Below are 26434 nucleotides of genomic sequence, written 5' to 3'. Positions count from 1 at the left end.
ATGTAAGAAAGCGATCATTTAAGAAAGTACAAATTTATTATAACCTATCCAGGTTTAAATAAATTTTAAATATAGTGAACAAGGTATAATTAGAAATACTTACAATATTTGTGTAGTATGTTGAATGTTTTCGTCAAAATGAATAAAATATTATTATATACACCAAAAAGTAGAGGTGCATAAAATATGATTGAATATATAACTACTCAAGAAGCAGCAGATAAATGGAGAATTGCTGCAAGACAAGTTCAACTATTGTGCTCACAGGGGCGCATAGAAGGAGCAGTTAAAAAAGCTTCAGTCTGGCTTATTTCTCAAGATGCAGAGAAACATTTAGATGGACGAGCTGGGCAAAAAGCGACCAGAAAGAAAAATGATAATGTTTTAAGTGGGGGTATTGGCTGTGAGCGGCATTATTAATTCAAATGAACAGTTGATAAATAAAGTAAATAGTGTGCTGTCTAATAAGAAAAGCAGCCGAGTAAATATTATAAATGATAAATTAACTCTTTCAGTCTTTTCAGAGTTAAAGGAGAATATGAGCAAAGTAAAGGATATTAATCTTATAATAAGAGATTCCTCTTATATCCCTTCAGGACGAGAGATATCAAGAGAATTTGCAATAAGCCGTACAGTCAATGATATGCTCTTTAATTCCTATGACATTATTGAAAAGAATAAGTTAAATCACTTAAATAAGGCAAGAAGCATGCATGAATTTATAGAAAAGCATGTAAATGTAAAAAGGGTAAGGAACAAAGCCGTTGTAAAGAGCAATTTAATGCTTATTGATAATGACTATGCAGTGTTTGGAGATTCATCTTTAGAAATAACTAAGAAAGCTCTGACAGGCTTATTTAAAACTATTAATTTTAATGTAGAGCTTACAGATAAGGATCAAGTTCAACAGCTATCAAAGAACTTTGAATTGCTTTGGAATAGTAAAGAGTATACAGAGGATTTTAAAAAGCAGCTGCTTGAAAGTTTGAACTTTATATATAAGGAATATGGTCCGGAGTTTATCTATTTCTTTACATTGAATGAACTCTTTGGGGATAATCTTGATTCGGATGTTGAAAAATTTGAAAATGACCGCATAGGTTTTAAAGATACTGAAATTTGGAAGAGTCTTTTTAAGTTTCAAAAGGATGCTGTTGTTTCTGCTATCAGAAAGATTGAAAAATATAATGGTTGCATAATAGCAGACAGTGTAGGCCTTGGCAAAACCTTTGAGGCTCTTGCTGTTATAAAATACTATGAATTAAGACAGCATAGAGTATTAGTACTAACCCCTGCAAAGCTTTATGACAACTGGGAATCATTTAGAAACTCTTATATAGATAATAGATTTGCCAGGGATAGGTTTGCTTTTGACATAGTTTGCCATACTGATTTATCAAGACAGTCAGGAAGGGCACGTAGTGGTCTTGACTTGTCACGTATAAATTGGGGTAATTATGACTTACTGGTTATTGATGAATCCCATAACTTTAGAAACAGGAATGAAAATCCTGAAAAGATGACAAGGTACGGTAAACTGATTAACGAAATAGTAAAAAAGGGTGTTAAAACCAAGGTTTTAATGCTATCAGCCACTCCAGTTAACAATTCACTTACAGACTTAAAAAATCAGTTAAGTGTCATAAATATTGATGATGATAAAGCTTTTAAGGAAGAGGGCATCCCAAGTATTGATGGAGTTTTAAGAAAAGCTCAAAAAGAGATAAATGAGTGGATGAAAGAAAGTAGCAGGAGCAAGAATGTCCTGCTTGACAGGCTGCCATCTGAATTTTTTAAATTGCTTGAGATGATTACAATATCAAGAAGCAGAAAGCATATAACACAATACTATGGTAACGATAATGTAGGAAAGTTTCCAGACAAGCTTCTTCCTAAGACTTATAATCCAGAAATTGATAGCAAAGGAAAGCTTTTAAAATTTAAAGAAACCAATGAAGTTCTTGAAAAGTTAAAGCTTGCAGTGTATTCACCTATGTCATATATTAAACCCCAATATAAGGAGTATTATAGAGAAAAATACCAAACGGTTTATGGAGATAGGGTAATATTTTATCACGAGCAGAGAGAACTTATAACAGCTACATTACATCGCTTTAATTTATTCAAGCGTCTTGAAAGTTCTGTTTATTCTTTTGGAGAAACCATAAGAAGGCTTATGGAGAGAATAGATAATTATATTAATGTGATAACTAAAGATTCAGAACAGAAATTAAATCTTGAAGTAGATGAAATAGATGATGAAGATGAAGTTACACTTGATTATAAATATGAGATAAATGTTAAGCATTTGATGAGCCAAAATTTCCTTGAAGATTTGCTCTATGATAAAGAGATACTAAAAAATATTATGAAAGAGGTTAAGGAAATACTTGAAAATGATAGGGATGAGAAATTAAGAACTCTTCAAGATGTTATAGTTAATAAAATAATAGCTACTCCTTATAATCCTGGAAACCGAAAGATATTGATATTTACAGCCTTTGCAGACACAGCAAACTATATTTATGAATCAATAGCAGATGAGCTTAAAAGACATGGAATTAATACTGCATGTATTACAGGTTCAGGAGAGCCTAAAACAACATTAAGCGGAATAAAAAAGGAATTTAATGCAGTGCTCAAACACTTTTCACCTAAGTCTAAGATTGGTGAAGAACTTCCAAAGGAAATGCAAATTGATGTTGTTGTGGCAACAGACTGTATTTCTGAAGGACAAAACCTTCAGGATGCAGACTGCGTAATTAACTATGATATACAATGGAATCCCGTTGTATTAATTCAAAGATTTGGAAGAATTGACAGAATAGGAAGCAAAAATGACAAGATAGCTATGATAAATTTCTTCCCTAATATGGAGCTTAATGAATATTTGCAGCTTGAGAGACGAGTTAAAGGTAAAATGATGGCAGCAAATCTTTCATCAACAGGGGATGAGGATATACTTTCACCTGAAATGAATGATTTTATCTTTAGAAAGAAACAGCTTGAAAGACTTAAAAATGAGGTTGTAGATATAGAAGATTTAAATGACAATATATCCCTTACTGACTTAAATATGAACGATTATCTTTATGAACTTGCTGGATTTGTAAGGCAAAACCCTGACATAAAAAGGGTGCCAAGGGGCGTTTATTCTGTAGTACAGGGAGATAAAAAGGGATGCATCTTCTGTTTTAAACATTTAAAAGATGAATCAAAACCTAAGAGTGAAAGTTCATTGTATCCATACTATCTTATGTATGTATCAGAGAATGGAGAAATTTATTTTGGAAATAGCAGTGCCAGGGAAACACTAAAAGAGTTTAGAAAGCTTGCCTATGGTAAGATAGAGCCTAATAGATTACTTTTTGAAAGATTTAATAAGAGAACAAAAAATGCAGCAGATATGAGCTTTTATTCAAAACTACTTAATAAAGCAATATCACAAATATTGGGAGAAGAGGATAAAAAGGCACAGCAGAGTATTTTTGATTTTGGAGGATATGAAAATAGCTTTGAAAATGTAAGCAGTGACGATTTTGAGTTAGTATCCTTCCTGGTTGTAGAGTAGGAGGTGGATTAATGTTTAATCTTCCACCAGACTATGAGGTTAATAAAAAGTTTGATATAAAGATGTTTACAACCTCCCAGCTTACTCCAAAGGAGAAGAAGTATTTTAAAGATAATGTGGTTCAAATAGAATTAAAATATCAAATTACAGGAGAAGATATTGCATCATTTATTGATGAGGAACATAATTGTCAAGCTATAATGTTTTTTGAGGTTGAAGTTAAGGATTTAAAAAGTGCAAAAACTATAGGAGAAATTATTCAAAGAGTTGTAAAACCATTAGTTGTAATAAGATTCTTTGACTTTAAGGGTATGGAAAGATATTGTTTTGCCTATAAAAGACTTAATAAACTTGATAATACCCAGATAGTTATAGATGAAATTATATTTACACCTATATCATCAATTTTTCTGCAGAATGAAACTAAAGAATTAATATCAAAATATTTAGATTTTGATGAAGTTAAAAACAAGGTTAATAAGCTTTTCTTTTATTATGAAATGTTTAGCAAAGCTGCAGTAATCAGTAACAGGGCATATTTTTTCGGATACAGAGGCGTTTTATCATCAAACATATTCTATGACCTTGATACTATGAAATTATTGACCAGACTTTTTAGGGAAATTGAAGGTTTTGAGAGAGAAAAAAGTATTGCAAATACTACAGCTGAGAAGGCTCAGATTAATATGAAGATCAAGAATACTATTGATAAAATCAATAAACTTACAGAATGACAGGAGGATAAACATGGAGAATAAAGTAAGTAGGGAGATATTCAATCCTATAAATGAAAATATAAAAAAGCTTGAAAGTCTCTTTCCAGGAGTAGTAAAGGATGGACAAGTTGATTTTGAAGCTTTAAAGCAGGAACTTGGTCAGTTTGAAGAGGTAGGAAAAGAAAAGTATGAACTTACATGGCCAGGAAAAACACAGGCAAAACAGCTTGCAAATACAGATATAGTAGGTAAAACATTAAAATATGTACCAGAGGACAGCAAAAATCCAGAAACAACTGAGAATTTATACATTGAGGGTGATAATCTTGAAGTATTAAAGCTACTTAGAAATAGCTATTATGGAAAAATTAAGATGATTTATATAGATCCGCCTTATAATACAGGTAACGACTTCGTCTATAAAGATAATTTTGCAATGGGAGTTACTGAAAATGAGAAAATAGAAGGTAACATAGATGAAGAAGGTAATAGATTAATTAAGAATCAAGAAGGAAGTGGAAGATTTCATTCAAACTGGCTAAATATGATGTATCCACGTTTGAAAATAGCTAAGGATTTATTAAAAGACGATGGAGTAATATTTATAAGTATTGACGATAATGAAGTTGACAATTTAAGAAAAATATGTAGTGAGATTTTCGATGAAAAAAATTTTGTAGGTGAAATAATTAGAAAAACAAAATCTATGACAGCGGACAATGGAAATGGTTTTAATCTACAACATGAGAATTTGATGATATACGCTAAAAATAAAATGAATGTATACCTCTTAGGAAAAGAAAAAGAATTTGAAAATTATTCAAACCCTGATAATGACCCAAATGGGGACTGGTGTTCTGGTGATCCAAGTGCAAAAAGTGGCGGGGATACGACTTACTTCCCTATAGTAAATCCTTATACTAATAAAGTAGATTACCCTCCAAAAGGAAGATATTGGGCGTTCTCTCAAAGTACTTTAAAAAATTATATTGAAAGAGGGAAAATTAAATTTAAAGAAGATCATAAAGAAAACGAGAGAGGCTTTATATTTAAGAGATACAAAAATGAGGCAATGAATCCATATAATCCTGTCAATAGCCTATTTGCTATTGATAATGAGTTCATGAATCAGAGGGGCACAACAGAACTAAAAGAACTATTTACAGAATCGATATTTAGCTATCCCAAACCTACCACTTATTTATATGAATTGATTAAATGTTCTACCAATGATGATTCAGATATTATTCTTGACTTTTTCTCAGGGTCAGCCACAACTGCTCATGCTGTAATGCAGCTTAATGCTGAAGATGGAGGAAATCGTAAATTTATAATGGTACAACTTCCAGAAAACTTGCATGAAAATTTAAAACAAGCCGATACCAATAGTAAAGCTATAATTGAAAATGCAATAACTTTGTTAAATAGAAACAACAAACCATGTTTATTAACTGAGATTGGCAAAGAACGTATCCGTCGTGCGGGTGAAAAAATAAAAGAGGAATTTAAAGACAAGGAAGGAATAGAAAACCTTGATATTGGATTTAAGGTTTTTAAAGTAGCTGATACAAACATCAGATGGAATAGTGAGGCGTTAAAAGAGGGACAGATAACTATGGAGGAGGCTACACTTAAAAATAAGGATTTAATTGATTTTAATCCTGGCTTTACTGATATAGATGTAGTTTACGAAATAATGCTCCGCCACAGGGATTTTCCACTGACCTCAAAGATTGAAAAACTATCAAACATAGGAGAGAGGACTTATATATTTGCTGATGCAATAGTTGTATGTTTAGAAGAAAAGGTAACAGACAAAATAGTTGATGGAATTGCAGCCATAGATCCAAAGCCTATTAAAGTAATATTCCGTGATAGTGCCTTTGATGATGATATCTCCCTGAAGCTTAATACAATGAATCGCCTTGATGCACAGCTTAAAAAGCATAATCAAGGGAAAGAACAGTCCTACAGAGTAGAGTTTATTTAAGCTCAGAAAACATATTGGTGCAATTATTATGTGCTATTTTGGAATACAGGAGGGGAGATAGAGTATGACGCAGAAAATAGTTTTTAATTTTGATGAAAGCTTGGAATATCAACGTAGAGCTATAAATGCTGTTGTAGATCTTTTCAAAGGTCAGGACAGGGAGCTTGGAGATGTAATATACAGGGGTGCAACACGCCATATAAAAAGACTTGGGGAGAAGGATCCAGTAAGAAATAGGCTTGATATTGGACCAAGTATAATACTGAATAATATGAGGGAAGTACAAAATAAAAATATGCTCTTTCCAAGTAATGCTTTTGATGCAGGATATAACTTTACTGTAGAGATGGAAACAGGTACAGGAAAGACTTATGTTTATCTTCGTACTATTTTAGAGCTTTATGAAGCGTATAACTTTATGAAGTTTATAATTGTTGTACCTACTGTTGCTATTAGAAAAGGTGTAGAAAAAAGTATAGAGATGTTAAAGGAGCATATTAAGACACTTTATCATGGTCTTGATATATCAAAACATGCCTTTGTATATGATTCAGATAACCTAGGAAAGCTTACGGATTTTGTTGAAGCAAGAGATTTAAGAATAGCTATAATGAATATTCAATCCTTTAACAAGGATACAAACAAAATAAGAAAAGAAGATGAAACAGGCAGGGTACTTTGGGATTTACTAAAGTATGTAAATCCTATTGTTATTATAGATGAACCACAAAGACTTGAGGGCAGCAGTAAAAAAAAGACTGCATCTTTAAGTGCAATTGAGGAACTGAATCCACTGTTTATATTAAGATATTCAGCCACACATAAAAAACTCTATAATCAAATATATAAACTGGACTCTTATGAGGCTTATAAACAGGATTTGGTTAAAAAAATAGAAGTTAAAACAATATACAGCAATATAAGTAAAGACTATAATTATGTACGCTATGTAGAGTTCACAAAGGATTTAAAGGCGAAGATAGAAATATTCTATAGTGAGCCTGGTGGAAGTGTAAGGTTTAAGACATTTAATGTATTAAAAAATGCATCCTTATTTGAGTTATCAGGGGGACTTTCACAATATAAAAATATGATAGTATTAGAAGATCCACATAAAATAAATGGCCTTAAGATTGGGTTAGGAGATGATGTTCTCGTCCTCAAGGAAGGAGAGAATAATTATGATGTTGATGAGCTTGATTTAATTAGAATTCAAATAAGACTGACAATACAAAAACACTTTGAAAAGCAGTTAAAAATACTTGAAAAAGGTTATAAAATTAAGGTAATTTCACTCTTCTTTATAGATGCTGTAAAGAATTTTAGAGACAGTGAATCCTGTGATGGCAGAGGACTGTATGCTAAAATATTTGATGAAGAATATTCAAAGATTATCATTGACCCAAGATACAATGAAGTATTTAGAAAGTATCCAGAGCTTTTTCCAGAGTACAAAAGCGTTCAAAAGGTAAGAGAAGGATATTTTGCCCGTGATAAGAAGAATAACGAGACAGAAGTAGAAGGTTTTGATTGGTCTAAGGATGAAATTAATATGAATAAGAAGGCTCAAGAAGATATAGAGAGAGGAATTCAGCTCATACTTGATAAAAAGGATGAACTTATATCCTTCGAGGAACCTCTCGCATTTATATTCTCCCATTCAGCTCTTAGAGAAGGATGGGACAATCCGAATGTATTTCAGATTTGTACACTAAAAAAGGGAAGTTCAGAAATAGCAAAGAAGCAGGAGATAGGCCGTGGACTTAGATTACCAGTAGATATACATGGTAATAGATGCTTTGATGAGGATATAAATATTCTAACTGTTATAGCCAATGATTACTATGACCATTTTTCAGAAGCACTACAAAATGATTTTAGCAGTGAAGCCGGTTTTAAGAAGGAAGAAGTAACTTATGATATAGTATACAGGACCCTTGAGGAAGCAGGTATGCCTAAGGAGTTTATAGTTGCGGAAACAGTGGAAGCTTTCAAGGTAGAATTAACTGAAGCTGGAATTATTAATCCAAAGAACAATGAACTTACTAAAAATGCAGCGGATATATTATATTATGAATTTAAGAATCCTACCCTAAAAACCTTTGAAATCAAAATCAAAGAAAGATTTATAGATAATATGCAAAACAAAGGAAGCCGCAGGATTGAAATCAAAAATGGCGATGAAGAACCAGTTGTTAATGGATATCATAGTTTTGTTACTGAATCAGAGTTTCAAAAACTATGGACAGAACTTAAAAATCGTATAGTAAAGAGAACTATGTATCAGGTTAAAATTGATAACGAACAGTTTATTAAAGAATGTATTGATGATTTGAATGAGAAATTAAGTTACAAGGCACTAAAAAGAGAATTTGAAGTAGCAACAGGTAAGGGAGATTATGACGAAACCAGAAAGTTTAAATTTGATGATCCGGCTAAGGTAAGCCTTGCTCTTGGTGATGAAAATATTGAAATTACAAAGAGTGATTTTGAAATTACTAATTACCTTATGCATCACACAATGCTTCCAAGGAAGGCTTTGTTTAGGATTATTTCAGGTTTGAAAAATAAAAAATTCCTCCAAAAACAAGCAGTTCTTGATGAGGTTATGAAGGCTATATTGGATAAATTAACAGAGTTTAAGGCTAAAAATATTGACTATGAAGTTATAGATGGATATCTCTTTGAGGAAAGTTCTATATTTTCTGTGGAAGAGATTGAAAGAAGTATGATAGACAATAAAAGGGCATATAAAACTAAGGGAGATTATAAAAGAGCACTTCATAAGTATATAAGAGTTGATAGTGATGGAGAATTTAAATTTGCAAAGAGTCTTGATGAAGACCCAGAGGTGCTTCTATTTACTAAACTTAAAAAGGGTGGTATTGTAATTGATACTCCTTATGGAAATTATTCACCTGACTGGGCTATTATCCATAAGGTAGATGATGTAACGGCTAAACTTTACTTTATAGTTGAAACAAAGTGCGATAAGGAAAAGAAGGATCTGACTCAGGTGGAAGATGCTAAAATTAATTGTGCAAAGAAGCATTTTGCCAAGGTTTCAGAAGATATTACTTTTGATTGGGTTAACAGCTATAACAAGTTTAAAGAGCTGGTGAAGGAGGATATCTTAAGGAGAAGGAGCAGTTAAGCATGAAGGGAAAAACTTTGAAATTTATAAGGTTTCAGGCCTTTTTCTTTAATAAAACTATTTTTTTATTATTATCAGAAGTAAATTAAAAGTCATATTTACTTAAAATGCATTCAAGTTACATATAGTATAGTTTTTGGCTTGAAATTAATTATGAAAGCTTATTTTGTAGTAGTGGGTGATGTTTATGGAAATAAATAAAATAAAATTAAAAAACTTCAGATGTTTTGGCGCTACGGAAACGGTTATTAGATTAAATGATTTAACGGCATTTATTGGGACAAACAGTAGCGGGAAAACAACTGTACTTCAATCATTATTAAAACTGTTTGGAGCTAACACAAAAGATAGAGAAATAGTAAAAAGTGATTTTCACATACCCAAAGGGGTATCCCCTGAAGAATTAAATAATAATAGTTTATCCATAGAAGCTATATTAGAATTTCCAGAATTACGAGAGGATGCAGATAAAAGTATTGCAGTTCCAGTATTCTTTAATAGAATGGTTATAAAAGAACCTGGTTTAACTCCTTACGTAAGAATTAGATTAGAATCAACTTGGACAATAGGAAGTACTCCTGAAGGAGACATAGAAACTAATTTATGGTATATATTTATACCTGAAGATAGTAACGAAGAAGAGAAGGAAGGTGTTAATAAAATCAAGGTCCCAAGTCAAGAACGCTCAAGTATCCAAGTTATTTATGTGCCGGCAGTTAGGGAACCTTCTGTCCAGTTAAAAAATGCAGCTGGCACAATATTGTGGCGGATAATGAGAATGATAAAATGGCCTGAAGATATTGATTCAAAATTAAAGGATAAAGTAGATGAAGTGGATTTATTATTCGATGATCAGCCCGCTGTAAAGTACATAAAAAAGGTGATTAATAAGGAATGGAAAAATTATCACAGGGATATTCGATATACAGAAGCAAACATTAAATTCAATAGTGCAGAGCTTGAGGATATACTAAAAAAGATGGAAATTGAATTTCTGCCAAGTGTAACAAATAAAGGCTATAAAATAGATTCTCTTGGAGATGGGTTGAGATCTTTATTTTATTTATCACTGGTAAATTCTTTGTTAGAGATAGAAAAAAAGGCCAGTGAAGATACTGATAGACATGAGTTTAATAACATAACACCAACTGCATTAACGGTACTTGCAGTAGAAGAGCCTGAAAATCATGTTTCGCCGCATCTACTTGGCAGGATAATAAATAACTTAAATTTAATTGCTGAAAAAGCTAATGCTCAGATTTTAATTACTTCCCATACTCCAGCTATAATAAAAAGAGTTGATCCTGAATCTATCCGTCATCTAAGAATTAGTAAGGAAGATTTTTCTACAGTATTAAATGAAATTAAACTACCGGAGAAAACTGATGCGGCATATAAGTATATTAAAGAAGCTGTGAGAGCATATCCAGAGCTTTATTTTGCAAGATTAGTTATCCTTGGAGAGGGCGACAGTGAAGAAATTGTTATTCCTAAGCTATTGGAGTTACTTGGACCTAAAGCAGATAATAGTGGAATTTCAATTGTTCCTCTTGGAGGAAGACATGTTAATCACTTCTGGAAGCTATTGAGCTCTTTAGAAATTCCGTATATTACATTGCTTGATTTAGACACTGAGAGAGAAGGAGGAGCATGGGGAAGAATTAAGTATGCTATAAAACAGCTTCTTAAAAATGGACATAACGAAAATGAGCTTCTTTTGTTAAGAGATAATACTATATTAGATAACGACAGTGTTGAAAAAATGCATACATGGGAACTTGATTCAGAAAGATTAAATTCTTGGATTGTACGCTTAAATAAGTATAATGTATTTTTTTCTTCACCATTAGATATTGATTTTATGATGTTAGAAGCATTCCCTGAGGAATATAAACATACTGCTCCTAAAAATGGAGGACCACGAATTCCTGACAAGTTAACCAATTTAAGTGAGTTTAATAAAAAAATAGAAAGTGCGGTTAGAGCAACTTTAAAGGATGATGGTGGAGATGGCAAAAGCTACAGTGAGGAACAAAGAGAACTAATGATATGGTACAACTATCTTTTCTTGCAGCGTCAAAAGCCAAGTACGCACATAATGGCATTATCTAATATAGATAATAAGAAATTAAAGGATAACATGCCAGAACCATTAAAAAAATTAGTAGTAGCCATCTATAGCAATTTAAAAGATGATCCATTTTCTGAATTAGGAGTAGGTGACGTTAATTTATGATAAGATATACTAATTGTGATAAATGGTTTCCATCAGATGGAATTGAGTTAGAAGATGCAGCGTATGATTCTGTGAAAACAGATACTAATTGTATTGTAATAGCAGGTCCTGGAGCAGGTAAAACAGAGCTGCTTGCACAAAAGGCATGTTACTTATTGGAGACTAATAAATGTCCAAATCCACAGAAAATATTAGCAATAAGCTTTAAAAAAGACGCAGCTAGGAATTTGGCTGAACGTGTAGAAAAAAGATGTGGGAAAGATCTGGCTAAAAGATTTGTATCAAGGACTTACGATTCTTTTGCTAAGCATTTAGTGGATCATTTTAGGATGAGTATACCAGAAGATTATAGACCACCAGCAGAATATAATATTGCATCACACGATGATATTGAAAGTTTGATTAAACACTATGATTTGCCTCATGATATAGAAAATGAATATGGAATTCATGAAGTAAGTACAACGGAATTCATTAGATTTTATCTTACCAAAAATATGCTTCCTATATGTAAAGACTATAACAATATAAATGAATGGCTCATTGGGAAGGTATGGCATTCTCTTATAAATGGAGAAAGCTGGTTGACACCATCGTTAACATTTCCAATGATATCAAGGCTTGCTGAATATTTATTGAGGTTCAATCCAAGTATTAGAAAAGCTTTAAGGATGACTTACAAATATGTTTTTCTTGATGAGTTTCAAGATACTACTGAGGTACAATATGATTTGGTTAAGACAGCTTTTTTAGGTTCTAATTCCATATTAACTGCTGTAGGCGATGATAAACAACGTATTATGAAATGGGCCGGTGCAATGGAAGATATATTTAATACATATAAGAAGGACTTTACATCAGTACAAAAAGAACTAATTATGAACCATAGATCAGCACCAAGATTAGTAGCCATTCAAAAGGTTATATCATATGCTATTAATGGCAGAGTAACAGATATAAAAACTAATAAAAAGTGGAATAAAGAAGATGGTATATGTGAAAATTGGGTATTTAATGATGAGGAAGAAGAAGCAGAAATAGTCTGTGAGTCAATAAAAACTTGGCTTGAGGAAGAGGATATTTCTCCAAGGGATATATGTATTATTGCAAAACAAAATGTTGATGCTTATAGTAAACTTATTGTGGAAGGTCTCAAACTCAATAACATAAAAGCGAGAAACGAAGCCAATTTGCAAGAGTTATTATCTGATGAGGTTGCTCAAGCTATTTTAAATATAATAATCCTATCTAATGACAAACAAGCTCCTGTACAATGGATTGAAGTTGTGGAATTATTCAAAATGTTAAAGGGATACGATGATGATTCAAAAGAAGAAAAGATTAGAGACTTAGAAATGGAGCTTAATAAATTTTTGGTGGAGTTAAAAGCATTGTTAGAAACTACAACTAATAAAGATCAGTTAAAGGAGGTTATAAATAAAATTGTTAAGTATTTAGGAGTGAATATTATAAGTGGCATTTTTCCTCAGTATAAAAACTTTGCAAATCTTTATAGATTGATAGATGATTTAACCTCAAATCTTTGGAAAGAATATAGTGAGGTTATGAATTGGACTCAGGCAGTAATGGAGTTAAAGGGAGTTAACTCTATTCCTATAATGACAATACATAAGAGCAAAGGTCTTGAATATGATACAGTTATTTTTGTAGGTCTTGAAGATGGGGCATTTTGGAGTTTTAGACAGCAGAAGCAAGAGGATATGTGTGCTTTTTTCGTGGCACTTTCTAGGGCAAAAAGAAGAGCGATTTTTACTTTTAGTAATTTGAGAACCGACAGATATAATAGAAAAAAAACTCAGAGCAGAGCTCAGATACAAACATTTTATGAGTTATTACGTGAATCTGAGGTAGTGGATGAGGTAGCCTTTACTGAAATATAATTGATTTATATGTATACTTAAAGAGGATAAATATAAAGTCTTTGATAATGCTTGTATTAAGGGAGTTATTCAAATATTATATTTATTATTATCGAAAAATAAAGAAGGTGTCTATAATGTCTAAAGAAATTATAAATACTACTGAGGAACTGTCCTCACTTTATAAAAATGTATCTGCCCTTATCGAAACAACTAAAGAAAGGGTATATCATTCTGTAAACTCTGAACTTGTATTACTTTATTGGAATATAGGTAAGACAATAAAGGAAGATATTATTAAAGTTGAAAGAGCTGGCTACGGTGAAAAGGTAGTTGCTGCCTTGGCTAAGGAATTATCTGAGCAATATGGTAGAGGATACAGCAAAAGTAATCTTTTTAGAATGGTTCAGTTCTATGAAGCTTTTCCAAAAGGAGAAATTGTCGCTACACTGTCGCAACAATTAACATGGTCGTATTTAAGGAAATTATATCAATAAAAGATGGGTTAAGAAAAGATTTCTATACAACCATGTGCAGCACTGAAAGATGGAGTGTAAGAACCATAAGAGAGAGAATAAGCTCTGCTATATCCAAGAAGCCAGAACTTACTATTATAAATGATTTAAAGCTTCTTAGAGAAGAAAACAAAAGCTACATAAAAATACAAGCTTGGGCTGAAGATAATTTTGAAATGGCTGATTCATAAATAAAAGTAAGATTTATAAAATTTATAATTGAGATAAATCGGAAATTAAAGAAATCTGGATTATAATAACAAATAAATTTACATCAGCAGAAACTTTATGAAAGATAATACATAAGAGATGAAAGGTTTACTATAGAAGATAATTGGAATCACCCACTGTTTGTAAAAAACTAATTTAAAAATAAAATTGAGAAGTTTTTATTAAAATCTCTTGGGAGAAGGGGAAAAGTGTAGCCATTTTTACAACCTATTGCTATAAAAGCTTACTAGATCTTTAAGTAAATGTAAAAAATATAATCCCAGTAAAAATAAAATTTTCACTGGGATTTTTGTGCTAAACTTTTAATAACAGTAACACTAATTTGACATATTACAGAAAATTGCATAAAATTAAACTAATTATAGCAAATATGATGATAATAAAAATATAAATCTATAAACAATTATGGAGTGATATCATATGATGAGTAAAACAAAGAAGGCTATATTTGATGCTGCAATAAAGATTTTTTCAATTAACGGATATGAAGGGGCTACTATGGATGACATGGCTCAGGAAGCAGGTGTAGCTAAGGGAACTCTATACTATCATTTTAAAAGCAAAGAAGAAATATTTAAATATGTTATAACTGAAGGTATAGAAGTTATAAAAGAGCAGATTGCAGAGGTTACAGAAAAAGAAAAGAATTCTTTATCTAAGCTAAAAGCTTTGTGTAGGCTTCAGCTTAACTTGGTTTATGAAAAGAAAGATTTTTTTAAGGTAATAATGAGTCAGCTTTGGGGGCAAGAGATTAGACAGTTGGAGCTTAGGGAAGTTATAGGTAAGTATATAAACAGTATAGAAAAATATATAAAAGATGCTATGGATGAAGGTGTAATAAAAAAGGGTGATCCTTATTTTATGGCTTATATATTTTTTGGTCTTTTGTGTTCTGCAGCTGTATATGAACTTATAAATAAAGGAAGAAGTAATATAGATGAGGTTACAGAAAATTTAATGATGTATATATTGAATGGAATTCAGGTTTAACAATAAAAAAACTCAGGCTTCAAATTAAAAGAAACCTGAGTTTTTTATTGTTAAAAATTAAGAATTTGGTGGGAATCTTATTAATAAACGTAAAAAATTTTTAATACTATATAGTTCTCTTGATTTATTTTAAAAAAAGTGGTATAAATATTTTTGTACTGACCAGTCAGTTATAAAATTTATAAAGGAGGTAAAAACATGAGTTTATTTCGAATAACTAAAAGTGAACTTGAGGCTTTAGTGGAAAATAAGATAAAAATAGCTGCTATAATTGCTGTTATTGCTATACCTTTGCTTTATACTTTACTATATTTAAAAGCATATTGGGATCCTTATGGTGATTTGAAAAATTATCATATTGCTATAGTTAATAATGACAAAGGAGCTGTTTTAGATGGGAAAAACAAAAACTACGGCAATGATATTGTTGATAATATTAAAAATAAAAACAATATAGGTTTTGAATTTGTGGATAGAAACACAGCAGAAGAAGGTCTCAAAAACGATAAATATTTTGCTGAGATTGAAATTCCAGAAGATTTTTCTCAAAATATAGTAAATGCTAAGGAGGGAAATGTTAAAAATCCTAAGCTTAACTATATTTCAAATAATAAAAAAAATTATATTGGAACAAAGATTTCAGAGAGTATTAAAAACGAAATATTAAAAGAAGTAAACAGTGATATTTCTAAAAATTACGGAAAAATAGCCTTTGATACAATTTATGAACTTAGAGATGGTCTAAAGTATGCTTCTTATGGAACTTTAAAACTTATAAATGGTGAGGATAAGCTTTATAAAGGAGGAAAGGAGCTTGCAAATGGATTAAATACTTTAAATAGTAGTGTGCCAGAATTTAAAAATGGATTTACAAACCTTAAAAATGGAACATATAAGTTAAATAATGGTTTAGAAAAGTTAAATTCTAAGATGATGATTTTATCTGATTCAATAAATAAACTTTCGGATGGAACAAAGAATTTAAAGGATGGAATAACTTCTGCAAAGGAAGGAGCTGAGAAAATTACAGCTAATTCTAAAGCTTTAAAAGATGGATCAGATAATTTAAACAGTGTTTATGAAAAACAGATGATTTCTGGATATAAGCAATTAACAGGTGCCTTAAAGAATGGAGCAGATAAGTTAAATAATGGTGCTTTACAGGTTAGAGATGGAGTAAATTTACTTATAGGAACTACATTACAGAGCCAAGAAAATATGAAAAAGTCTTTAACTTCTGCTGAGGGAAGCTTGAATGCATATTTACAGGCAAATCCAACTGCAATGCAAGATCCTAATATTCAGATACTTTTAAAGACCATGCAGGATATAAAAGGTCAGGCTATTTCAAGTGAAGAAAACAGTAAATACATTAAAGACATTCAAAATGGGATAAACAGTTTAGTTTCAGGAACTCAAAATCTTTCCAGTGAGCTTGATTTAAATAATAATAAATCTGCAGTTTTTCTTTACTATGATGGGCTTAATAATTTTAAGGAGCAAGGAATTAAAAAATTTACTATAGGTGTTAATACTTATGTAGATAGCACAAATAAATTAGCTTTAGGAATAAATAATTTAGATGCAGGTTCATCGGAGTTATCTAAAGGAATGGATAGTTTAAATTCTAGCATACCAATTTTTTCTGATACAGTTTCTAAATTATACAGTGGTTCATTGAATTTAAAAGATGGTGTAAGTGTCTTGAATTTGAAAATGCCTGAATTATTTTCAGGGATAGACAAACTCGCTTATGGTTCAAATAAGCTTACAGATGGAATACTTTCATTAAAGTCTGGAACGGAGAAATTAAAGAATGGTTTAGAAGATGGGGTAGAAAAGGTTGAAGATAATGTTAAAGCTACAAGTGAGGATTTTGGAGATTTTATAGGAGAGCCGGTAAAGGTATCAGAAATGACCATAGGGTCAGCAAATAGCTATGGATCAGGACTTGCACCATACTTTATTCCTATATCTTTATGGCTTGGTGCAGTATTTATGCTTTTAGCTATAAAAATAAAAATTAAGGACTATGAAAAATTAAGTAATGCGAAGCTTACAATAGGGAGGTTTATTCCTTATGCATTAATAGGTATAGTTCAAGCAGTTTTACTTGGAGAAATTATTTTATGGCTTGGACTCAAACCTATAAATATACCATTGCTATTTTTGTTTCTGATACTTATGGCACTTTCATTTGATTCTATAGTATATACACTTATAAGTTTATTTGGACTAGCAGGTGAAGCGGTTGCAATAGTATTACTAGTACTTCAGTTATGCTCTGATGCAGGAACTTTTCCAATGGAAGTTTTGCCAAGCTTTTTTAAAGATATAAGTATGTATCTACCATTCACATACTCAGTAAGTGCTATAAGGGAGATTTTATTCTCAGCTAGTATGAATACTTCATTAATCATAAAAGATTCTATAATTTTAACTATATTTGGGATGATATTTATGATAATTAACATGATTTTTATAAGAAAAGGGGAAATCATAAATAAAGTTATAGAAAATAATTTATCAGTATAAAGAGGCGGCCGAAAGGCTGACTCTTTTTTTATTTATGCAGATAATAGTTAATAATAATGGTTTTTAATGTTTAATTTTCATGAATATCCTCTATATCTTTGATTTAATTAATATAAAGAACTATTTTGTTTTCTATATTCCATAGGGGTAAGACCTGTATGAGTTTTAAAAAAACGTGAAAAATAACCTACATGTTTAAAATTAAATATACAGCTTATTTCACTTATAGAAGAATTAGTGTAAATTAAGTAAAGTTTTATTGCATTTATTTTTTCTTCATTAATATATTCACTTAAAGTTTTTCCTACCTCTTTTTTAAAAGTTGAAGAAAGATAATTTGGATGTACGTTTACAAATTCAGCTATCTCTTGGAGAGATAGAGTATTTTCTATATTTTTTTTAATATAAGAAATTACACGATTTATAACAGGATTATAAATATGTTTTTTATGAGTTTTTACAATTTCTATAAAGTCATCTATCATTTTATATTCTAAGTTTTGCACTTCATCTTTCGTATTAGTCTCATCTATAAGATTTATATAGTAATCACTTAACATAAATGCAGTTTCGGCATCTACTCCAGCTTCAATAATAGCTCTTGTAAAAAGAGTACAGGAGCCTACAAGAGAATATTTAAGAGAATTAAGAGGTCTCTTAGATAAATGGGCTCTTTCTAAAGAATTAATCTGTGATAATGTTTCAAGACTTTTATCTTTGTCCATTTGTTTAATATACTGCATTAATTTTTTTTCAAGTTCATAAGGAGGATGAGTATAAGAACTATATTTATTTTGTGCAATAATAAGCTCAAGTTTTTTATAAATATTACTCAATGATATCACTCCAAATTAAAATTTAATAATAATTATAAATTTAAATGGTATTTGTAATTAATTTAAAAATTTACCTTAAAATTTTGTAAAAAATATTAATATTTTATAAAAAGTATACTATTTTCAATATATAATGTAAACATAATAATTTAGGTAATTAAAAAATGCTTTAAATTACACTTAATATTAAAATTTTTTAGAATTAAAGTAATATAATGCTTTTATTGAAAACGATTATTAATTTAAAAATTTATATATTAAATTATAATAATTAAATTATATGACTTTAAAAAGTTAAATTATATCAATAAATTTTATACTAAATAAAAATATAGTTTAAAATTTAAAAATGTTATATATAACTTAAGTGTAATTTAAAAGCAAAAATGTTATAATTGTAAACTTTTACGATTATAATGTTGAATATTAAGCAAAAGTAATTACCTAAAAATATTAATATAATAGGGGGAAGGCGTGTTATGAAAAAGTTTTTAAGTGGAGTGTGTGCTGCGGCATTAATACTATCAACGTTATCAGGATGTTCTTCTACGACAAAAACAGAGGGAAATACAAATACTGATTCTAAAGAAAAGGCGGTAGTTACATTAATTCAAAATAAAGTTGAAATTCAAGAACAGCTTGAAAATGCTGCGAAAGATTTTAACAAATCTCAAAATGATGTTGAAGTTCAAATATTGGGAGCAGCTGGAGATGATTTAGTAAAAGTACTTCAAACTCAATTTGCCTCTGATCCAGGGAAAGCACCTACAATATTTACTTGCGGAAGTGGTTCTGAATTTGAAAAATTTTTTAATTATATGACAACATTAGATGATACAGCAGCAAGTAAAAAAATAGTAAAAGGTCAAAAAGAAGATGCAATGAAAGATGGAAAATTATATGGTCTTCCAGTTGCTATAGAAGGATTTGGATTAGTGTATAATAAAACTTTATTTGAAAAAGCCGGAGTAAAAGCTGAAGATATAAAATCAATGGATGATTTAATTAAAGCTTGTGAAAAACTTGAAAAAGTTCAAGGAGTTTCTAAGGCAATTGCTTTTGGTAAAGAAACTTACTTCCAGTTTATGCATCCATTTAACTGGCCTTTTGCAGTAATGGATAATTATAAAGAAGTTATAAATAATGTTATATCTGGGAAAACAAAATTAAAGGATGTACCAGAAGTTAAACAATATGTTCAAGATTTAGATAAATTAAAAACTCATACTAATTTAGCTAAAGATACTTATGATGAACAAGTTGCTGGATTTGCACAAGGTAAATATGCAATGATTCATCAAGGTAATTGGGTACAATCACTTTTAGATGATTATGATGTTGATTTTGAATATGGTATGATGCCTGTTCCGTTTAATGCTAATGATAGTCTTGCTGTAGGGAATACTAACTTTTTCCGTGTAAATAAAAATGCTACTGAAGCACAACAAAAAGGTGCTAAAAAGTTTTTAGATTGGTTATATACTGATAAAGCAGGACAAACATATGTAACTGAAAAATTCAAATTAATACCAGCATATGAAGGATTTGATACAAAAGATATGGATCCTTTAGCAGCAGATGTTTCAAAGTATTCACAAGAGGGTAAAACAGTTCCTTGGACTTTTAATCTTTTCCCTGCTGGAGTAGATAAAGATTGTTCTAGTGCAATGGAAAAATATTATGCTGGGAAAATAAATACTGATCAGCTTTTAGATGAGATAAATAAAGTTTGGACTGATGCTGTAAGCAAATAAAATAATATAATTTTCTATGAGATTAAAAGCCTTCTAAAATTTATATGATTGAAGGCTTTTAACCTCATAATATATTTTATAATGTTTGTAGAAATGGAAGGTGAAGCAATGAAAAAGTCTACCAAAAATAAAATAACAACTTCTTTATTTGTTATTCCTTCATTATTTATATTTGTAAATGTAGTTATAATACCTTTTATTATGGGAGTTATTTATTCATTTACTAATTGGGATGGATTTGCATTTAAAGGCTCAAAATTTACAGGTTTAAGAAATTATGCATTAGCTTTAGGCGATCAAAAATTTATTTCATCTTTTTTGCTTACAGCTAAATATACTATAGCAATGGTTATTTTTGTTAATATTATAGGTCTAACTTTAGCACTTTTGGTAACTTCAAAAATAAAATCAAAAAATATATTAAGAAGTATATATTTTTTACCTAATTTAATAGGAGGACTTATTTTAGGTTTTATATGGAAGTTTGTATTTACTAAATTTTTTGTTCAGCTTGGAGAGATTTTACACAAACAAAATATTTTATTTAATTGGCTTGATGATTCAACTATGGCATTTTGGGCATTAGTTATTGTTGGAACCTGGCAGATGGCAGGATATGTGATGGTTATTTATATAGCTTCTATAGAGAGCATATCTGATGAAGTTATGGAAGCAGCAGAAATAGATGGTGCAAATAGTTTTACAAAGTTTAAAAAAATTACTCTTCCACTTATTGCACCTGCATTTACTATAAGTTTATTTGTTACTTTATCAAATGCATTTAAACAATATGATACTAATTTATCATTAACTAATGGAGGACCATTTGGATCCACAGAACTTATAACTATGAATATATTTTCAACAGCATTTAGTTATAATAAATATGCAATAGCACAAGCAAAATCTATTATTTTCTTCCTTGTAATAATGTTAATTACGGTAGCTCAAGTTTATTTTACAAAGAAAAGAGAGGTGGAAATGTAATGAAAAAAGGAATAAAAGGTTCAAGCTTAGTTGCATTATTTGGATGGTTTATTGCATTTTTAACTCTATTTCCTATGTATATTATGGTGGTTAATTCTTTTAAAGGAAGAAAACAAATATTTACAGATACGATGGGATTGCCTAAACCTATAGATTTTTCATATTATACAAAGGCAATGGAAAAGATGAAGTTTGTAAGAGCATTTTCTAATTCACTTTTTATAACAGTAATTAGTATTTCTTTAATTATAATATTTTCTTCTATGACAGCATGGGTATTAGTTAGAAATAAATCAAAAATTTCGGATTTTATATTATATTTATTTGTAGTTACAATGCTTGTTCCTTTTCAATCAGTTATGATACCTTTAATGCAGTATATGACTAAATGGAAAATAAAATCTATAAATTTTTCTATGATAGATAGTTACTTTGGTATTATATTCATGTATATAGGATTTGGATTAAGCCTATCAGTATTTTTATACCATGGTTTTATAAAAGGAGTACCAGCTTCTCTGGAAGAAGCAGCTATGATTGACGGGGCTAATAAATTTCAAGTATTTTGGAAAATAGTTTTTCCTACATTAAAACCTATTACTGTAACTGTAGCTATATTAAATGTTATTTGGATATGGAATGACTATTTACTTCCATCTTTGGTTCTTAGAAGTCCTGAATTAAGAACAATTCCCCTATCAACTTTTTACTTCTTTGGAGAATTTACAATACAATGGAATTTGGCAATGGCAGGACTTGTTCTTTCTATAATACCAGTTATTATTTTTTATTTATTTTCACAAAAATATATTATTAAAGGTGTTATGGCTGGAGCTGTAAAATAGATTAAAATACAAATTATTTTTATTCATCAATTAATCTATATCCAACTCCAACTTCAGTGTAAATATATTGAGGATGGGCAGGATCTTTCTCTATTTTCCTTCTTAAGTTAGCCATGAATACTCTAAGAGATTGGGTTTCATTGCCTGCCTGTCCGCCCCATATTTCACTAATAATAAAATTATGTGTTAATACTTTTCCTGGATATTTACAAAAAAGAGCCATTATTTTATATTCTATAGGAGTTAAATGTATTTCTTCATTATTTATCAATACTTTTCTTTTGTTAAAATCAACAACTAAATCTCTAACTTTAAATTTATCTTTGTTTAAATTTTGATTTTCTATAGAATTTTTATGTCTTAAAGCTACTCTGACTCTTGCAAGCAGTTCGCCAATACCAAAAGGTTTAGTTAAATAGTCATCGGCTCCTTTATCTAAAGCTTCTATTTTTTGCCTTTCATTTTCTCTGGCAGAAACAATAATTATAGGTGTATTAGACCACTCTCTTACTTTTTTTATGACTTCTATACCATCAATATCTGGAAGTCCTAAATCTAATATTATAAGATCTGGATTATAAGACATTGAAAGCACAATAGCTTCTTTCCCTTTACTTGTTTCAATATATTTAAAATCTTGTGCTTCTAATGATGTAGTTATAAAATTTCTTATAGGTTTATCATCTTCAACAACAAGTATGCATACTTTATTTTCCATTAATTTCCCTCCTTTGGAATATAAAAGCAGAAAACTGCTCCTCCACCTTTTTTATTATATGCACAAATTTTCCCTCCATGAGCTTCAACTATAGATTTACAAATAGCAAGACCTAATCCTACACCTCTTCTGGAATCACTTATTTTACCTCCATCGGTAAAAAATCTATCAAATATATGTGGTAGTATTTCTTCTTTTATTCCAGTTCCGTTATCAATAACTTCAAAAAATACTTTTTCGTCTTTTTCATATGTCTTAATTTCTATTTCTGATCCCTTTGGGGTAAATTTTAAAGAGTTATCAATTAAATTTATAAGAACTTGTTCAATTAAACTTCCGTCCATAGGAGCTACTATAACATTATCAGGAACTGTTACTTTTATTTTATGAGATTTAAATCTTTTAGAAGTTCTTTGTACAACTTCGTATATTACTTCTTCAACAACTTCCATATTCTTTTTTATTTCCATTTTACCTTCATCAAATTTAGTCATACTAAGTAGATTTTCAACTAACCTTATAAGCCATTCTGTGTCTTCGTAAATGCCTTGAATAAGCTCATCTTTTTTAGCATCAGAAATAGAAGAACCATTTTCAATAATAGTACTTACAGCTCCTTTGATACCTGCTAAAGGACTTCTTAAATCATGCGAAATTGATCTTAATAAATTACTTCTTAGTCTTTCACTTTCTATTTCAAGTTTAATGTTTTTTTGAGTTTCAGAAAGAATTTCTCTATCTAAAGCAATAGATATTTGACTTGAAATTGTTTGAAATATATATTTTTCTTCTGGTTTAAGAGCAGTATTGGAGAATACACCTATAACACCTAATATTTTACCTTGACTTTTTAAAGGCATATAATAACTTTTTGAAGCATAAAAATTATTTGTTCCTATTCCTGCTTCTTTATCATTTAAAAAACACCAATATGCAATAGCCTCTTCATCTTTGCTTAAAATAAAATCTTTTTTACCAGATTTATCAGAGTTATAAATAAAAGGCGGTAAAAGCTTATTATCTTTAGATAAATAACAAATTACAGTTCTTCCAAGAAGCCTTGACATATATTTTATACCTATGGAAATTACATCAGATGTTCCAGTAGCACTAAGCAGTTTCTTGCTAACTCTATATAATATTTGAGTAGTGTTTTCTCTTTCTATAGAATTTTTTGCTTCCTTTTGTATTCTAGTTGTTAATGTTCCTATTATAAAAGTTACAATTAACATTGTAGGAAAAGTAAATAAATAGTTTTTATCAGAAAAATGTAATGAAAATCTCGGCTTTGTAAATAAATAATTAAATAAAAATATACTAATAATTGACCATATAAAACCCAAAGTATATCCTTTAGTTTTAATAGTTACTATTATAATACCTAAAATTAAAATCATAATTATGCTTGATTCACTAAGTTTAAAGTGATAAAAAATTAATGATATTGTTATAAATACAGCCATTATAAGAGTTGACAAAATAACATCTACATAAGATAATTTAAAATTAAAATTATCTTTTAACACAGTTTTACTGTTTCTTTTTTTATGTGTAGTGTTAGGTATAACATAAACATCAATATAGGAATTAGAATCCATTAATTTATCAACTATGTCTTTTGCATAAAAACGGAACAAATTATTAGTTTTTTTGTGATTTTTTCCTATTATTATTTTAGTTACATTTCTAAATTTTGCATATTCAATTATCTGTTCTACAATATTGTCACCATATAAGGTAACTAATTCTCCTCCAAGCTGCTCTGCTAGAGTGAAATTTGATTTAAGTATTTCTTTTTCTTCACTGCTTAAATTCTTAGAGCTATTTGTTTCAATATATAAGGCTATCCATTTAGAGTGATAGGCCTCCGCCATTCTACTTGCTGTACGTATAATTCTTGCAGATGAAGGTGAAGTACCTATACATGCTAGTATTTGTTCTGATGTAGGAATTACTGTTATTTGACCTTTTGCAAGTCTTACATTTTCAACTTCGTAATTTATTCTGTCTGCTGTTCTTCTAAGGGCAATTTCTCTTAAAGCAAATAAATTATTTTTAGTAAAAAAATTTTTTAAAGCAGTTTTTGTCTGAGCTTTACTATATATTTTACCTTCTTTAAATCTTTTTAATAATTCATCAGGTTCAATGTCAATTAATTCTACATTATCTGCTTCATCAAATATTCTGTCAGGAATTGTTTCCCTTACTGAAATATGAGTTATACTTTCAACTATATCATTTAAACTTTCAATATGCTGTACATTTAAAGTAGTATAAACATCTATTCCTGCATCAAGAAGTTCTTCTACATCCTGCCATCTTTTTCTATGCCTTTTAGCCTCTATGTTTGTGTGAGCTAATTCATCAACTAATATTACTTCAGGTTTTCTTAAGAGTGCTTTATTTAAATCAAACTCTTTTACAGTTACTCCTTTGTAATTAATTGTTCTAATGTCTATTTTTTCGATACCTTTAATTAATGCCATAGTTTCTGGCCTTGCATGTGGTTCGATATATCCAATTACAACATCTTTTCCTGCTTTTTTTAGCTCATGAGCTTCAAGAAGCATTTCATAAGTTTTACCAACACCTGCTGCATATCCAAAAAAAATTTTTAATTTCCCTCTTGCAGGAGTATTTTGCTCTTTTTTTATTTGGTTTAACAGATATTCTGGATTAGGCCTGTTATCAGTATTTATTTTAAATAACCTCCTTTTATAATATGGATATATAACAAAAACTAAATATAGCACAGTAAATAAGCAATCATTGAATATATTTTATTATATAATTCATTGTTATTTTCTTCAAATGATTTATTAAATTTATTAAATTAGCAATTATTTACTATTTAAAATAGATGCTATTTCAATATTTAACTTCAAAACATTTACCCTTGGTTCACCAAATAATCCTAAACTTCTTCCTTCAGTATATTTATCCACTAATTGTTGTAATTTATCTTCACTTATTCCAGAGGCTTTAGAAACTCTTGGTATTTGAATTTTAGCAGCTTCAGGACTTATATTTGGATCAAGACCTGAAGCTGAACTTGTAAGTAGGTCTGTTGGTATATCTTCTTTTTTTACTTTTGGATTAGATTTTAAAAATTCTTCTATGTCTTTTTCTACTCTTTTTTGCAAAGCTTTATTTGATGGGGCTAAATTTTCAGATCCAGATTCAGGACCAGTATAAGATGTTTTTCCATATTTATCAGGTTTTATATCAGCTTTTGTATAAGTATTATAATTTATGGCTGAAATTCTACCTTTAAAAAATCTTGGATCTGTAAAATCTTGACCTATAAGCTCTGACCCTACTTCTTTACCGTTAATAACAATCATACTTCCATTAGCTTTCTTATTTAAAACCAATTGACTAATTCCTGTTAAGCATAGTGGATAAATAACTCCGCAAAGAAGTAATAAAACTATACTTATAAGTAAAGATTTTTTTATTATTTTCATAAAAATTCG

Annotated in this window: 18 protein-coding genes; 14 read left to right on the top strand and 4 right to left on the bottom strand. The window is 29.7% G+C overall.

The genetic code is table 11. The features are described from left to right. Window positions 1-186 precede the first annotated feature (186 nt). From B5D11_RS05420 to B5D11_RS05375, 11 genes are all read left to right on the top strand, one after another. Window positions 187-420 carry a hypothetical protein gene (locus tag B5D11_RS05420; protein WP_078682030.1) on the top strand — a complete coding sequence of 78 codons (234 nt, stop codon included), beginning with the start codon at window positions 187-189 and terminating at the stop codon, window positions 418-420. Then, complete coding sequence (locus B5D11_RS05415; protein ID WP_078682029.1) at window positions 404-3571, top strand: helicase-related protein; 3168 nt, start codon at window positions 404-406, stop codon at window positions 3569-3571. The genes B5D11_RS05420 and B5D11_RS05415 overlap by 17 nt, the downstream gene beginning before the upstream one ends. Window positions 3572-3582: 11 nt before the next feature. Then, a complete protein-coding gene (locus B5D11_RS05410; protein ID WP_078682028.1) occupies window positions 3583-4305 on the top strand; it encodes a DUF4391 domain-containing protein in 723 nt (240 codons plus the stop codon). A 13-nt stretch (window positions 4306-4318) separates the two neighbouring features. Then, window positions 4319-6277 (top strand): site-specific DNA-methyltransferase, encoded by a 1959-nt coding sequence (locus B5D11_RS05405; RefSeq protein ID WP_078682027.1) that lies wholly within the window; start codon window positions 4319-4321, stop codon window positions 6275-6277. A gap of 64 nt (window positions 6278-6341) precedes the next feature. Then, window positions 6342-9431: a restriction endonuclease gene (locus B5D11_RS05400; protein ID WP_078682026.1), complete on the top strand. Its 3090-nt coding sequence runs from the start codon at window positions 6342-6344 to the stop codon at window positions 9429-9431. A gap of 187 nt (window positions 9432-9618) precedes the next feature. Further along, on the top strand, window positions 9619-11667 hold the full coding sequence (locus B5D11_RS05395) for an ATP-dependent nuclease (protein WP_180376959.1): 2049 nt from the start codon (window positions 9619-9621) through the stop codon (window positions 11665-11667). Beyond that, window positions 11664-13568, top strand: coding sequence for a UvrD-helicase domain-containing protein (locus B5D11_RS05390; RefSeq protein ID WP_078682024.1), 1905 nt, complete (start codon window positions 11664-11666; stop codon window positions 13566-13568). The genes B5D11_RS05395 and B5D11_RS05390 overlap by 4 nt, the downstream gene beginning before the upstream one ends. A gap of 116 nt (window positions 13569-13684) precedes the next feature. Next, window positions 13685-14044 (top strand): DUF1016 N-terminal domain-containing protein, encoded by a 360-nt coding sequence (locus B5D11_RS12805; RefSeq protein ID WP_242942250.1) that lies wholly within the window; start codon window positions 13685-13687, stop codon window positions 14042-14044. After that, complete coding sequence (locus tag B5D11_RS12800; RefSeq protein WP_242942249.1) at window positions 14014-14253, top strand: hypothetical protein; 240 nt, start codon at window positions 14014-14016, stop codon at window positions 14251-14253. The genes B5D11_RS12805 and B5D11_RS12800 overlap by 31 nt, the downstream gene beginning before the upstream one ends. 463 nt (window positions 14254-14716) lie before the next feature. After that, window positions 14717-15283 carry a TetR/AcrR family transcriptional regulator gene (locus B5D11_RS05380; RefSeq protein ID WP_078682182.1) on the top strand — a complete coding sequence of 189 codons (567 nt, stop codon included), beginning with the start codon at window positions 14717-14719 and terminating at the stop codon, window positions 15281-15283. Between the two features lie 198 nt (window positions 15284-15481). Further along, complete coding sequence (locus tag B5D11_RS05375; protein ID WP_078682023.1) at window positions 15482-17818, top strand: YhgE/Pip domain-containing protein; 2337 nt, start codon at window positions 15482-15484, stop codon at window positions 17816-17818. A 107-nt stretch (window positions 17819-17925) separates the two neighbouring features. On the opposite strand, the gene B5D11_RS05370 is transcribed toward B5D11_RS05375, so the two are convergent. Further along, window positions 17926-18654 carry an AraC family transcriptional regulator gene (locus B5D11_RS05370; RefSeq protein WP_078682022.1) on the bottom strand — a complete coding sequence of 243 codons (729 nt, stop codon included), beginning with the start codon at window positions 18652-18654 and terminating at the stop codon, window positions 17926-17928. A 479-nt stretch (window positions 18655-19133) separates the two neighbouring features. Between B5D11_RS05370 and B5D11_RS05365 the strand changes: the two genes are divergently transcribed. The 3 genes from B5D11_RS05365 to B5D11_RS05355 all read left to right on the top strand — a co-directional run bounded on the left by B5D11_RS05365 (window position 19134) and on the right by B5D11_RS05355 (window position 22240). Further along, window positions 19134-20408 carry an ABC transporter substrate-binding protein gene (locus B5D11_RS05365; RefSeq protein WP_078682021.1) on the top strand — a complete coding sequence of 425 codons (1275 nt, stop codon included), beginning with the start codon at window positions 19134-19136 and terminating at the stop codon, window positions 20406-20408. Between the two features lie 81 nt (window positions 20409-20489). Further along, window positions 20490-21395: a carbohydrate ABC transporter permease gene (locus B5D11_RS05360; protein WP_242942248.1), complete on the top strand. Its 906-nt coding sequence runs from the start codon at window positions 20490-20492 to the stop codon at window positions 21393-21395. Next, a complete protein-coding gene (locus B5D11_RS05355; RefSeq protein ID WP_078682020.1) occupies window positions 21395-22240 on the top strand; it encodes a carbohydrate ABC transporter permease in 846 nt (281 codons plus the stop codon). Before B5D11_RS05360 ends, B5D11_RS05355 begins: the two co-directional genes overlap by 1 nt. A 19-nt stretch (window positions 22241-22259) precedes the next feature. Here B5D11_RS05355 and B5D11_RS05350 read toward each other — a convergent pair whose 3' ends face one another. The 3 genes from B5D11_RS05350 to B5D11_RS05340 form a co-directional block, all read right to left on the bottom strand. After that, window positions 22260-22958, bottom strand: a complete 699-nt coding sequence (locus tag B5D11_RS05350) for a response regulator (RefSeq protein WP_078682019.1) — start codon at window positions 22956-22958, stop codon at window positions 22260-22262. Next, window positions 22958-25657, bottom strand: a complete 2700-nt coding sequence (locus tag B5D11_RS05345; protein WP_078682180.1) for a sensor histidine kinase — start codon at window positions 25655-25657, stop codon at window positions 22958-22960. The genes B5D11_RS05350 and B5D11_RS05345 overlap by 1 nt, the downstream gene beginning before the upstream one ends. Before the next feature lie 141 nt (window positions 25658-25798). Further along, complete coding sequence (locus B5D11_RS05340; RefSeq protein WP_078682018.1) at window positions 25799-26425, bottom strand: K(+)-transporting ATPase subunit C; 627 nt, start codon at window positions 26423-26425, stop codon at window positions 25799-25801. Window positions 26426-26434: the final 9 nt, after the last annotated feature.

This window comes from Clostridium sp. USBA 49, assembly GCF_900167505.1.
Lineage (GTDB): Bacteria > Bacillota > Clostridia > Clostridiales > Clostridiaceae > Clostridium_AT > Clostridium_AT prolinivorans.
This window is presented reverse-complemented; position numbering and strand designations above follow the sequence as displayed.